The 12,184-nt window shown below is 45.0% G+C and carries 13 protein-coding genes; 9 read left to right on the forward strand and 4 right to left on the reverse strand.

The genetic code is table 11. The annotated features are described in order from the left end of the window. The first annotated feature begins 24 nt into the window (after positions 1-24). The 3 genes from IE104_RS04755 to motD are packed head-to-tail and all read left to right on the forward strand — an operon-like array spanning position 25 to position 2,825. Complete coding sequence (locus IE104_RS04755; protein WP_189416389.1) at positions 25-1,191, forward strand: protein-glutamate methylesterase/protein-glutamine glutaminase; 1,167 nt, start codon at positions 25-27, stop codon at positions 1,189-1,191. Next, positions 1,191-1,934 (forward strand): flagellar motor protein, encoded by a 744-nt coding sequence (locus tag IE104_RS04760; protein ID WP_189416390.1) that lies wholly within the window; start codon positions 1,191-1,193, stop codon positions 1,932-1,934. The genes IE104_RS04755 and IE104_RS04760 overlap by 1 nt, the downstream gene beginning before the upstream one ends. Positions 1,935-1,973: 39 nt before the next feature. Then, complete coding sequence (gene motD / locus IE104_RS04765; RefSeq protein WP_189416391.1) at positions 1,974-2,825, forward strand: flagellar motor protein MotD; 852 nt, start codon at positions 1,974-1,976, stop codon at positions 2,823-2,825. 4 nt (positions 2,826-2,829) lie between these two features. Here motD and IE104_RS04770 read toward each other — a convergent pair whose 3' ends face one another. Further along, on the reverse strand, positions 2,830-3,291 hold the full coding sequence (locus IE104_RS04770; RefSeq protein WP_189416392.1) for a GNAT family N-acetyltransferase: 462 nt from the start codon (positions 3,289-3,291) through the stop codon (positions 2,830-2,832). 55 nt (positions 3,292-3,346) lie between these two features. Continuing rightward, entirely contained in the window at positions 3,347-4,174 is an 828-nt protein-coding gene (locus tag IE104_RS04775) for a PhzF family phenazine biosynthesis protein (RefSeq protein ID WP_189416393.1), read from the reverse strand. A 246-nt stretch (positions 4,175-4,420) separates the two neighbouring features. Between IE104_RS04775 and IE104_RS04780 the strand changes: the two genes are divergently transcribed. The 5 genes from IE104_RS04780 (at position 4,421) to IE104_RS04800 (ending at position 8,871) form a co-directional block, all read left to right on the forward strand. Further along, positions 4,421-5,857 (forward strand): aminotransferase-like domain-containing protein, encoded by a 1,437-nt coding sequence (locus tag IE104_RS04780; RefSeq protein WP_189416394.1) that lies wholly within the window; start codon positions 4,421-4,423, stop codon positions 5,855-5,857. A gap of 109 nt (positions 5,858-5,966) precedes the next feature. Beyond that, positions 5,967-6,773, forward strand: coding sequence for a ParA family protein (locus IE104_RS04785; protein ID WP_189416395.1), 807 nt, complete (start codon positions 5,967-5,969; stop codon positions 6,771-6,773). Next, positions 6,770-7,723: a chemotaxis protein CheW gene (locus tag IE104_RS04790; protein WP_229837611.1), complete on the forward strand. Its 954-nt coding sequence runs from the start codon at positions 6,770-6,772 to the stop codon at positions 7,721-7,723. Before IE104_RS04785 ends, IE104_RS04790 begins: the two co-directional genes overlap by 4 nt. Before the next feature lie 128 nt (positions 7,724-7,851). Continuing rightward, positions 7,852-8,337 (forward strand): chemotaxis protein CheW, encoded by a 486-nt coding sequence (locus IE104_RS04795; protein ID WP_189416396.1) that lies wholly within the window; start codon positions 7,852-7,854, stop codon positions 8,335-8,337. 132 nt (positions 8,338-8,469) lie between these two features. Further along, complete coding sequence (locus IE104_RS04800; protein WP_189416397.1) at positions 8,470-8,871, forward strand: DUF2802 domain-containing protein; 402 nt, start codon at positions 8,470-8,472, stop codon at positions 8,869-8,871. Between the two features lie 2 nt (positions 8,872-8,873). On the opposite strand, the gene IE104_RS04805 is transcribed toward IE104_RS04800, so the two are convergent. Continuing rightward, positions 8,874-9,833, reverse strand: a complete 960-nt coding sequence (locus IE104_RS04805; protein ID WP_229837612.1) for an AEC family transporter — start codon at positions 9,831-9,833, stop codon at positions 8,874-8,876. 119 nt (positions 9,834-9,952) lie between these two features. Beyond that, positions 9,953-11,368: a glucuronate isomerase gene (uxaC, locus tag IE104_RS04810; RefSeq protein ID WP_189416398.1), complete on the reverse strand. Its 1,416-nt coding sequence runs from the start codon at positions 11,366-11,368 to the stop codon at positions 9,953-9,955. 412 nt (positions 11,369-11,780) lie between these two features. Between uxaC and IE104_RS04815 the strand changes: the two genes are divergently transcribed. Continuing rightward, the gene (locus IE104_RS04815) at positions 11,781-12,131 is read left to right on the forward strand and encodes a pentapeptide repeat-containing protein (RefSeq protein ID WP_189416399.1); all 351 of its coding nucleotides are present in this window, start codon (positions 11,781-11,783) and stop codon (positions 12,129-12,131) included. The last annotated feature ends 53 nt before the right edge of the window (positions 12,132-12,184 follow it).

Raw genomic sequence — 12,184 nt, forward strand, 5'->3', positions numbered from 1 at the left:
AATAGTTGGCTCGGAGTAAAGTTCATGCCGTTACGGGTGTTGGTTGTTGATGATTCAAGTTTCTTTCAGCATCGTTTGAAAGAAATTATTAATGAGCACCCGGATCTAAAAGTTGTTGGCATTGCAAGCAATGGTCGCGAGGCCGTTGAAAAAGCCGAAGACTTGAAGCCCGATATCATCACCATGGATTTTGAAATGCCGGTGATGGATGGCATTACCGCCGTTAAACATATTATGGCGAGCCGTAAAACGCCCATCATTATGTTTTCTTCCCTCACTTATGAAGGTGCTAAAGTAACCCTTGATGCTTTAGCCGCAGGCGCGCTGGATTTTATTCCCAAAGATTTTGCCGAAGTATCACGCAACTCCGCCGTACTTAAGAAAAAACTTCATGAACGTTTAATTACCTTGGCGCGTGCCGGGCAGCCAAGTCCTGTCGCAAGCGCTCCAACCAAACCGGCTTCACCTGTTTCTGCCAGTGGAACCGCTGCTGCCACTTCTCTGTTAAGTTCAACAACTTCTTCAATGGCTGCGCAAACTGCTGCCAAATCAGCAGGTGCTGCGCCAGCCGCAGCACCAAAACCTTCGGCACCAGCAGCCGCTGAAAATTATCGTTTAAAACGCCAGCCAAAAATTTTAGTGATTGGTGCTTCAACCGGTGGGCCCGTTGCTTTAACAGAAGTCCTAATGGCGTTGCCTGCGAACTTTCCTGTTCCGATTATACTAGTACAACACATGCCAGAAAATTTTACCAAAGCATTTGCCGAGCGTTTGAACAAGCAATGTAATGTTCGCGTGCGCGAAGCGGTGGATGGTGATTTATTAGAGCCGGGCCTCGCGCTTTTGGCTCCTGGCGGCAAACAACTTATGCTGGATAAACGCAACGGCGGCAGTGTACGTGTACTGCCGGACGATGATCGTGTTAATTACAAACCCTCGCTCGACATTACTTTTGGTTCTGCAGCAAATTGTTACGGAGACAAAGCCTTGGGCGTTGTTTTAACGGGTATGGGATCAGATGGTTGTAAAGGTGCAGGTCTGTTAAAAGAATCGGGTTCCCAACTCTGGTCGCAAGACGAAGCGAGCTGTGTTATCTATGGTATGCCCATGGCGGTTGCGCGTGCAGGTTATACTGATCGCGTTTTAAGTTTGAAAGAAATTGGACCGCGCCTTGCGCGTGAGGTTGTGTAATGGATCTCCTCAGCATAGTCGGTGTAATTCTTGGCTTTGCTGTCATTATTGGTGGTAATTTCGCCGAGGGTGGTTCAATCCATTCTCTGCTAAATGGATCTGCTGCTGTCATTGTTTTTGGTGGCACTTTAGCCGCTGCGATTTTACAAACCCCCAAAAATAGTTTGAAGCGCGCTCTCTCAATGTTTAAGTGGGTATTCCAGCCGCCTTATTCTCCATTCAAAGAAGGTATTTCAAAATTAGTGCGTTGGGCAAATGCAGCGCGTAAAGATGGACTGTTGGGCCTTGAAGCTATCGCAGAAAAAGAAAAAGATCCCTTCGCCAAAAAAGGTTTGCAACTTTTAGTGGACGGTAGCGAGCCAGAAGCACTTCGTCGAATTTTGGAAGCAGATTTAATTTTGGATGAACAGCGTGATTTTGACGCTGTTAAGTTTTACGAAAGCATGGGTGGCTACGCACCCACCATTGGTGTTATAGGTGCGGTCATGGGGTTAATCCATGTAATGAATAACCTGGCCAATCCTGCTTTGCTTGGCCCCGGAATCGCAATCGCATTTGTCGCAACTATTTACGGTGTTGCCCTGGCGAATTTATTTTTGTTACCCATCGCTAATAAACTGCGCATGTGCGTCAATGAGCGCTCGCAATATCGTGAGTTAATTATTGAAGGCATTATCGCGATTGCAGATGGCGAAAACCCTCGCTCAATTGAAATAAAGTTGAACGGTTACCTGCATCCTTAAATATCTCCTTGGTTATTTTTATATTTTGGCGTAAATATTATGGTACGTCGTCGTCAGCAAGAAATTCATGTTAATAACGAGCGTTGGTTAGTTTCCTATGCTGACTTCATTACCCTGTTGTTTGCGTTTTTTGTGGTTATGTATTCGATTTCGCAAGTCAATGAAAGTAAGTATCGTGTTTTGTCTGAAACTTTTGTTGAAGCGTTTAATCAGCCTAACGATTCAAAAGCTAATCCACTTCCGCAAGAAAAAGTAAGCCCCTCTAATGATCCGGTAACGCCAGTTGATCTCGGAAAAACAGCAACTGAAGACAATGTTCAGCCGCCACCCATTGTTATAGTGGAAGATACGGCCAAGCCGGAAATGAATTCACAATCAAATACCACTGCGAAAACCCAAACGGCTGATGAACTGACGCAAATTTCAGATTTGGTGAACGAAAAGTTTTCGCAATTGATTGATGATCAAATGATTAAAGTATCCAGCAACGAACTTTGGCTGCAAATTGAATTAAACGACAGCATTTTATTTGCATCTGGCGGTGTGGAAACCAGTAATCAAGCGCAAGTGATATTCACTGAAATTGCGAACATCTTGAAGAGTTATGAAAATCCTATTCAAGTTGAAGGTTTCACGGATAATGTCCCGATTAAAAATGGACGTTTTCCCACCAACTGGGAGTTGTCATCTGCGCGCGCTACAGAGATTGTGAAATTTTTAGCCAGCAAAGGCGTGGCGCCAGAAAGATTAGCTGCTGTAGGTTACGGGGAATTTCAACCCTTAGCTTCAAACGATACTGAAGCAGGGCGAGCGCAAAATCGTCGCGTTGCGGTGATGGTTGCCAAGCGGAAAATGGATAGACCTAAAACTACAGTAAATCAAATCCCGTAAATTATTAAAGCTTATTGGTTTTGCTTAAGTAGATCAGTTCCAAACGATCAGAGATGTTTTTTATATGGCTCATATGGTAGCCGTGAGCTTGATAAAATCGAATATTGCTTTCGCTTTTACTTCCCGTAAATAGCTCATAGGTTTTTGCTTGGTCAAAAGCTTGTTCGATCTTCCGCAATAACGCAGAACCAATTCCTTGTTTTTGAAAATCCGGGTGTACAATCAAGCGGCCTATATGACAAATGCCGTTAATTAATTGCGCGCGTACAGATCCCACAATTTTTCCTGCATGGGTTGCTTTTAAAATAATGAGCTGTGGAAACTCCTGCTGTAAAACTGCGGTAGTTTGCCTTAACGGCGGGATAGTCCAGTCTTGATAAAGTTTTGCTTCGGATTCATAGGCTAATCGTTGCAGTTGAATGATTTCATCGCAGTCTTGAATTTCAGCAGAGGATATCTCAATCATAAATATTCCTTTTTCCTTATAAAATTACTCCCAGCTTACACTGGGAGCAAAAAAATTACTGCGCTAGATTTCCTTTTGAAAAGGTCTTGCTTTCTCCAATTAAACTCACGTGTTCGTGATAAACACCTAATTCAAGAAAACCGCGACGCTCAGATAATTGCTCGGCCCGTAAAGATGATTTCCCTAATTTTTTGCTCCACAGCACTGCCAGGCTGCAATGTGCAGAACCTGTAACCGGGTCTTCATTAATCCCGTAACGTGGAGCAAAAAAGCGCGATACAAAATCTCTGTCAGCATTTTTACCTGGACTGGTGATAATTAAACCGCGTGTTTCAATTTTGGCGAGCTTATCCAGTTCTGGCGAATAGTTTAATACCTCATCTTCATGAGCAAGCTCAACAATAATGTCTTCACCCGCTTGATAAGCAGCGACTATATCCAGGTTAAGTTCTTTGATACCCACATTATCGTTGTGCAAATAAATTCCGCTAAACAATTTGGGTTCTACTTTGGGAAAGTTGAGTGTAATAGCTTGCTCGTCAACCTTTGCTGTTAATTTTCCGCTCAATGTAGAAAATACAAATTCCGCATGTTGCAATTTTAATTCGCGCGCAAGTACGTGAGCGGATGCAAGCGTTGCGTGGCCACAAAGTTTTACTTCGCACTTGGGAGTAAACCAACGCAGTTTCCATTGGTTGTTGTGTTCATGCCACAAGAATGCGGTTTCAGACAAATTAAATTCAGCTGCAACCTTTTGCAACCAGTCGTCTGCTTTGGCTTCAGTCAAAATGCAAACGGCAGCGGGATTTCCACTGAAAGGTTTGTGAGTGAATGCATCTACCACAAAATAGGGCAGGTTAGGCAAAGTCTGGTTGTCCGTCATAGCTACTCCTGTCATCAGGTTGTGCTGCAACTTGCAGCTGAGAGCGCCAGTCCTTCTATTCGTCAGTCGGCGGCGTAAGGGTAGAATAGCCTTGCTTATTTAATATGGGCAGATTTACAATTTTGAAATTACACCAGTACAGATTATTAACTTCAAATCTGTACTGGTCAAAGATTGAGTAATCTGTACTGCTTGAGTGTGCGACTTTCTTTTTAAAAATCACATTACTTTTTGGGTCCAAACACTATGGGTAATCTCTATCACCAACTTGCTGCTGAAATTATTTCGCAAATTGAATCGGGTATTTATAAGGTTGGTGATAAGTTACCTGGCGTGCGCACGGTGAGTACGCAGCGCGGCGTTAGCGCCGCTACAGTAGTCGCGGCTTACAATGAATTGCTTAATGGTGGTTATATTGAATCGCGCCCGCGCTCCGGTTTTTACGTGAATGGATTGCTCACGGCTGATTTTCAATCGCCCCAAATTACACAACACAAAGTGGTGCCGCGCGAAATTGTTGGTCAGCAGCTTGTGCTTGAACTGCTGCACCAAACCCAAGGTGCATCCGCTGTAAATATTGGCGCTGCTGTTCCAGATGCTAAAATTTTACCTTCAGTTATGGTAGAAAAAGCCATAGTGAAAATGGCGCGGCTCGAACGTACCAATGTATGTTCTTATGAATCTTTTGCACGCGGAAATCTTGAATTGCGTCAACAAATTGCCAAGCGTATGGCGCAATTAGGCTGCCAAATGAGTGTTGACGATATTGTCATCACTAACGGTTGCCAAGAGGCCTTATTGCTGTCGCTCAAAGCAATTACCGCGCCTGGTGATTTTATTGCGATTGAATCCCCCAGCTATTACGGCCTGTTGCAAATTATCGAACATATAGGTTTGCAGGCGATAGAAATTCCCACCGATCCTGTCACAGGTATTTCGTTGGATGCTTTGCAGCTGGCGATGGAACACTGGCCCATTAAAGCTTGTTTGGTTGTTTCCAACTTTAGCAATCCGCTCGGCGCGAGCATATCGGACGATAACAAAAAAGCTCTAACGTCACTTTGCCGTAAACATAAGGTTACTTTGATAGAGGATGATCTGTATGGCGACCTCGCATTCGGTAACCAGCGGCCCAGTGTGTGTAAACGCTTTGATGAAAAAGTGGTTTACTGTTCTTCTTTTTCTAAAACTTTTGCACCCGGTTTGCGGGTAGGTTGGGTGGCATCCAAGCAACTTGCGCCTGTTATAGGCCAATTGAAATTTATGAGCAGCATGGCCTGCCCGACGATTGTCCAATATGCCTTGGCTGATATTCTCGGCAGCGGAAAATATGATCGCCATTTACGGGGCATGCGTATCCAGTTAGCGAAAAGCATGCATGAGCTAATCCTGGCGATTGAACGCTACTTTCCGGCGAATACCCGTATCACCCAGCCACAGGGTGGTTATGTGCTTTGGGTTGAGTTACCGCTGGAAAATTTGGTCTCAAAGAACTTTGATACTTACGAGTTAACCTTGCGTTTGCTCGACGAAAAAATTGCCATTACACCGGGTAAAATTTTTACCACAACACAGAAATATAAGAACTGCTTACGCTTGTCTTCGGGGGGTATGTGGACGCCGCGCAAAGAGAAAGCCTTGAAGCGGGTGGGCGAGCTTATCAAGCAAGCTTATAAGAATTAAGGTGCTAATAATCGGTTCGGCATAAACTTTGCTGAATAGCGATTATCGGCTTGCTTCTCGCTCTGGCAGGCCTAAACTGACATCTGCTTGACGCTTTGAGGAATTGTAAGTGCGCGTAATTACGGTAGCCAATCAGAAAGGTGGCGTGGGTAAAACCACCACCAGCGTATCGCTGGGAGGCATTGCTTCCTCGCTCGGCTATCGTGTTTTGCTGGTTGATATAGATCCGCACGGCTCATTGAGCACTTACTTTCGTCAAGATCCCGACACGACAGAATTAAGTTCCTACACGCTCTTTCAAGAGCGGAAAGAGTTAACCGCTGCCGGTGTAAAACGGTTAATTCGTGCCACTGAATATCCCAACCTGGATGTACTTCCATCGGCCACCGCTTTAGCAACTTTAGAGCGCCAGGCAATTGGGCAAGATGGTATGGGCTTGGTCATTGCCCGCGCCCTCGGTTTTATTTACGATGACTACGATTTTGTGTTTATTGATACGCCTCCCTTGTTGGGGGTTTTGATGATTAACGCCCTTGCGGCATGTCAGCATTTGGTTATTCCTGTCCAGACGGAATTTTTGGCGCTCAAGGGGTTAGAGCGCATGGTGAATACGCTCAAAATGATGGGCCGCTCGCGCAAAAAAGCCTTGGAATATACGATTTTGCCTTTGATGTACGACCGCCGCACGCAAGCTTCTGTTACTAGTTTGCGCACCATTCGCAATACTTATCCGCAAGAGGTATGGCCCGGTCATATTCCGGTGGATACCAAATTCCGCGATGCCAGCCGTGTGGGCGTTCCTCCGCATTTGTTTGATGAAGCCGCGCGCGGTGTAGAAGCTTACAAATCCTTGTTTAAATTCCTTATGCAAAAATTCTCTGCAGAAGATGCGCGTATGGCGGCGGGTGGGTTGTGAGCGATATAAAAAATCCATTTGATAGCCTGCTCGATTACTTTGATGACTTATTGCCATCAGAAGAACTTGAGCCTATGGCGAGCTTGAGAGTACCTACGCCCAAAACACAAGTAGCAGCACCAGAAGCTCCAGCAAAACCTGTGGCTAAGCCGCCGATTGCACATCGCGCAACTGCACGTAAAACTGCGCCCAAAGCAGCGCCGCAATTTGCTGAGCCAGATGTCGATCAAAAAGAAAAGCTGCAAAAACTATTGAGTAGTGCGCAACCGAAAATTGCTGTTGCGCCCATAGTAAAAGTCGCTCCTGTTGAAGTTGTCGCCCAACCTAAAACTTTTGTGGCAGATCCTAATGAAATCCAGGAATGGGTGATTGAAACTGCCGCGCCTATCGTTGAAGCTCAGCCAGTTATCGAAGCCCCCGCTATTATTGAAGCTGAAGATACCGCGTTTAAAATTCCCGGCTTGGAGTGGATGCCTAACGGCCTGCCGCAGTGGGCGCAATCACGTTTTGATGTGCTGCTGTTTAAAGTCTCTGGTTTGACCTTGGCAGTGCCTTTGATTTCGCTCGGTCAAATCCAACCAATTACCGATGAGCTTGCACCACTCTTTGGTCAAGCCGATTGGTTTATGGGATTTCAGCCAACGCCGCAAGGCAAAATCCGCACGGTAAACACAGCCAAATTTGTCATGCCCGAGCGCTATGATGAAAACTTCGTAAAGAACGCAAAATATGTGGTGTCGATTAACGGCGTGCCCTGGGGCTTGGCGGTGGATTCCGTCAATCAACCCATTAGTCTTATGCCCGATGAGGTTAAGTGGCGCAGCGACCGCAGCAAACGCCCCTGGTTGGCGGGAACGGTTAAAGAGCATATGTGCGCTTTGCTCGATATTCCCATGATTGGCCAAATGTTGATGGATGCTGACAAGAACCTTATGAAAAGTCGGGCCTGATACAAAGTCGTCTGGTTAAAAGTAAGTGACAGGACTGGCGGAGCAAGCAGCCTCGGCTATAGTTATAGCGACTATCCACATTTTGGACTTTGCACCTGTAAGCGGGCACCGCTCTTGAGGAAATTTTTATGGCTAATGATGTAGTAAAGAATAAAAGCACTGACGATCCAGTCCTCCAGTGGGTTACTTTTCGTTTAGATGGCGAAACCTATGGCATCAACGTAATGCAGGTGCAAGAAGTTCTGCGTTATACCGAAATTGCTCCCGTTCCCGGCGCGCCTTCCTATGTGTTGGGGATTATTAATCTGCGCGGTAACGTAGTAACCGTAATTGATACCCGTCACCGCTTTAATTTGCCTAGCGGCGATATTACCGACAACACTCGTATCGTGATTATTGAAACCGACCGCCATGTAATTGGTATTTTGGTAGATAGCGTTGCGGAAGTGGTTTACTTGCGCCAATCAGAAATTGAAATGGCTCCGAATGTGGGTAACGAGGAATCAGCCAAGTTTATCCAGGGCGTTTGCCACAAAAACAACGAGCTGTTGATTTTGATCGAACTCAACAAGTTGTTGACTAGCGAAGAGTGGAACGAGTTGGAAGACGTTTAATAATCGTCCTACCTCAAAAAAATTATCTTCTGAAACCCCGCTTCTGCGGGGTTTTAACTTTTTTGATTTCGCAATCCTGGGTCAGGTATGATTAATACCCAAGTTTCCTAACCACACTTTGTAGAGATTCCCATGCTACCACTAACGCCACTTGAAATCGGGCTTATCGTCAGTCTCCTTCTCGGTCTTGTGGCATTGGTTGTTGCAATCAAAGCATTAAAAGTTGCACGCGCACAGCAAGAAAATACTGAGCGTCTTATCCAAAAACTTACGCGTGATTTAGCCATGTCTAATAGCGGCTCAGTCGGTATGGGGCAGCGTCTATTAGCAATGGAAAAACGCCTGCAAGAAGAACCGAAAAAATCGGACCAGAAAATTGATTATTATAACGACGATGATTTCCAACCATATTCGCAGGCGGCACAGCTGTTTAAAATGGGTTTGGATGCAGAAGAAGTTGCACGTCGCTGCGGACTTTCTCGCGCTGAAGCATCTTTAATTCAAATGATGCAAATGAAATCAGATCTTAAATAAATCTACATCAATCCAGCTGCTTGTAAAAACCATAATCCCGCCGTCACTGTCAGCATAGAGCCCAATGTTGTTTGCACAATAATATTGGCTGCCAACTTTGTATTTCCGTTCATTGCTTGCACCATGACAAAACTGATTGTCGCTGTTGGCGATGCTGCTAATAAAAATAGAATCGCAAGACTTTCACCGCGAACACCCAATACAATGGCAATCGCGCACGCAATAATTGGCGATAAAAATAACTTCCACGCAGTGGCGCTAAGCGTTGCGGAATCTAGAGTGCGGAAACGTGAAATATCCAAAGCGCCACCAATACAAATTAATGCAAGCGGCAATACCATTTGGCTTAAATATTTTCCGCTGTCCAATAAAACTTTGGGTAAAGGTAGGGCTACAGCATTAATAATTAATCCAAGGAAAATCGCAATAATTAATGGATTTTTTGCAATACCAATAAGTGTTGGTTTGAGTGAGCTGTTGGCTGGATGCAAACTGCGGTTGAGTACGTAAACCGAAAGTACATTGTAAAAAACTACTGTCATAGCAACTGGTAAAGCTGCAATTGCTAATCCATGTTCACCATAAGCATTTGCACAAAATGCCAGGCCTAAAATCACAAGGTTTCCGCGAAATGCACCCTGGATAAAAACACCCTGATCACGTGGATCTTCGCAATGCCAATGCGCGGTTAATAAGCTTCCTGCAAACACAATCGCTGTCATTGCGCTAAACGCTATCAATACATTTCGATCAGCCATTTCACCAAAATGCGCAGTAGCACAAGTGGTAAATAACATCACTGGCAAACCAATGTTATACACCAGCTGCGATGCGATTTTAATAAAGTTATCAGTAATCATCGCTTTGCGTTTTAAAATAATACCCAGTACCAGCATTACAAAAATCGGCGCTGTTACAGAAAAGGCAAAGCTTAGTGTTGCGAGTGGTGAGTCGATAATCACGATTCCCTCATAAATATTAATTTACATTTAATACATGGGTTTACGTACTACAAAAAATTAAGCCCAGCATTGCTGGGCTTAATTGCTTAACAAAAATCACTTTTTAAATGACTGAAACATTACTCTGGAACTTTAAACGGAAAATAATTCTTCGCATTGTTAAAGCTAATATCCTGAATCATTTTGCCAACCATTTTGGTATCGTTAGGCACCAAACCTTTTGCCATATCGCGGCCAAAAATTCCGCACAGAATGCGGCGGAAATATTCGTGGCGTGAATAACTCAGGAAGCTACGGCTATCGGTCAACATGCCCACAAAACGGCTCAACAAACCTAATTGACTAAGCGCTTCAATTTGGCGAGTCATACCTTCCATTTGATCCAGGAACCACCAGCCGCTACCGAATTGGATTTTGCCCGCAGAAGAACCATCCTGGAAATTTCCAATCATGGTGCCAATCATTTCGTTATCGCGTGGGTTCAAATTGTAAATAATGGTTTTGGCTAAACGGTTTTCGTTATCCAAACGACCTAAAAACTTCGCCAAAGGTTTTGCGTAATTGTGGTCGCCAATAGAATCGAAACCGGTATCTGCGCCCAATGTGCGGAATAGGCGAGGGTTGTTGTTGCGAATCGCACCAATATGAAATTGTTGTACCCAACCTTTGGCGTGATCTTGAAATGCAAACTCAACCATCATGGCAGATTGGAATTTTTCAATTTCCGTTGCGTCCAGCTCATTACCACCACGAATTTTGGCAAAAATAGTTTTGATTTCTGCCTCGGTGTAATCCGCTGCATAAACTGTTTCCAAACCGTGGTCTGAAAGACGGCAACCATTTTCATGGAAGTAATCATGACGCTTATTCAGTGCAGCCATCAAATCATCAAAGGTGCTGATGTTGATATCGGCAACCACTGCTAAACGATCGATATACTTGTTGTAAGCAACGGCGCTTTCAACCGCCATGGCGCGATCAGGGCGCCAGGTTGGTAGCATTGCAGATTTGAACGAAGAATCTGCAGCAACTTTTTTGTGGTGAGCCAAATCGTGAATTGGGTCGTCGGTAGTGCAAACCATTTTTACGTTGGCTTGGGTCATCAAACCGCGTGCGCTGAATTCTGGCGTTGCAAGTAATTCGTTACATTGATCCCAAGTGCGTTTTGCGTTGCTGCTATCGAGCAAGCGGTCGGTAATACCGAAAGGTTTGCGCAACTCCAAATGCGTCCAATGGTAGAGTGGGTTGCGCAAAGTGTAGGGAACAGTCGCGCACCATTGTTCGAATTTTTCGTAATCGCTGGCATCGCCAGTGCAGTAGCGTTCATCAACGCCGTTGGAGCGCATGGCGCGCCATTTGTAATGGTCGCCAGCCAACCAGACTTCGGTCAAATTGCGGAATTGTTTGTTATCGCCCACTTGCTCCGGTGGCAAATGGCAGTGGTAGTCGATAATGGGCATTTGCTTGGCGTAGTTGTGGTACAGCTCTTTAGCTTGCTCAGTATCGAGTAAAAAATCGTCATGAATAAAATTCATTCTCACAATTCCTCAGCGGGTTTTTCAAGGGATGTTAGCCCGAAATTTGTTATTAAGGCATTTTCAACCCAGCTGGATTGGGCGCTCGTAGACGCATGATCGCTAGTTGAAACATAAGCCATCATTCATACTGAATTCACAAGATGTGACAGATGAATATTGATTGCATTGAGGTATTTGACCGAGGGTGCGCTCACCGGAGTAAGTTCATTGTAATGTGGCGCCACTGCTATTTTGCAGCTGATGAACAAGTTTACCGCTTGGCGAATTAAATTACCATTGCACTAGGGGTAAATTTCATTTGTTGGACGCCAAACTGCGCAAATTTAAGCCGCTGAGCTATAGTCAAAGGGAAATGGGCCGCGTGTTATTTGATCATCTATGTTGGCAAATCCAATCGACAGGAGCTGTTATGACTAAGCCAGTTGTGCATCACAATGCGCTCTATGACTTATTGCGTGCTGAACAAGTCGCCGAGTTCAATCGACGTAAAGCTGCCGGGGAAGAAACCCAGGGGCAATTGCGTGGCGGTGATTTTCGCGGTTTGGATTTACGTGAGCTGGATGCCGACGGGCTGGATTTACGCGATGCCTATTTTCGCGGTGCCGATTTGCGCGGTATAGATTTCCGCAACACCAACCTCGAAGGGGCCAGCTTTTGCCAAGCCCATATTTCGGGTTGCTTCTTTCCTGGCGAGTTAAGTGCAGATGAAATTCGCTTGTCTTTCGATTTGGGTATTCGTGTCAGATATCGTCCCTGGTAAATAAAGTTATGTTTAGGTCTTGGGAAGCCTTTTGGCTTTCCAATGTATTCGGT

Origin of the sequence: Cellvibrio zantedeschiae, from assembly GCF_014652535.1 — a bacterium.
GTDB lineage: Bacteria > Pseudomonadota > Gammaproteobacteria > Pseudomonadales > Cellvibrionaceae > Cellvibrio > Cellvibrio zantedeschiae.

Coding starts and splice junctions, on each gene's coding strand:
- IE104_RS04755 (WP_189416389.1), top strand. CDS start 25: ATGCCGTTACGGGTGTTGGTTGTTGATGATTCAAGTTTCTTTCAGCAT.
- IE104_RS04780 (WP_189416394.1), top strand. CDS start 4,421: ATGGGTAATCTCTATCACCAACTTGCTGCTGAAATTATTTCGCAAATT.
- IE104_RS04760 (WP_189416390.1), top strand. CDS start 1,191: ATGGATCTCCTCAGCATAGTCGGTGTAATTCTTGGCTTTGCTGTCATT.
- IE104_RS04800 (WP_189416397.1), top strand. CDS start 8,470: ATGCTACCACTAACGCCACTTGAAATCGGGCTTATCGTCAGTCTCCTT.
- motD (WP_189416391.1), top strand. CDS start 1,974: ATGGTACGTCGTCGTCAGCAAGAAATTCATGTTAATAACGAGCGTTGG.
- IE104_RS04815 (WP_189416399.1), top strand. CDS start 11,781: ATGACTAAGCCAGTTGTGCATCACAATGCGCTCTATGACTTATTGCGT.
- IE104_RS04775 (WP_189416393.1), bottom strand. CDS start 4,174: ATGACGGACAACCAGACTTTGCCTAACCTGCCCTATTTTGTGGTAGAT.
- IE104_RS04770 (WP_189416392.1), bottom strand. CDS start 3,291: ATGATTGAGATATCCTCTGCTGAAATTCAAGACTGCGATGAAATCATT.
- IE104_RS04795 (WP_189416396.1), top strand. CDS start 7,852: ATGGCTAATGATGTAGTAAAGAATAAAAGCACTGACGATCCAGTCCTC.
- uxaC (WP_189416398.1), bottom strand. CDS start 11,368: ATGAATTTTATTCATGACGATTTTTTACTCGATACTGAGCAAGCTAAA.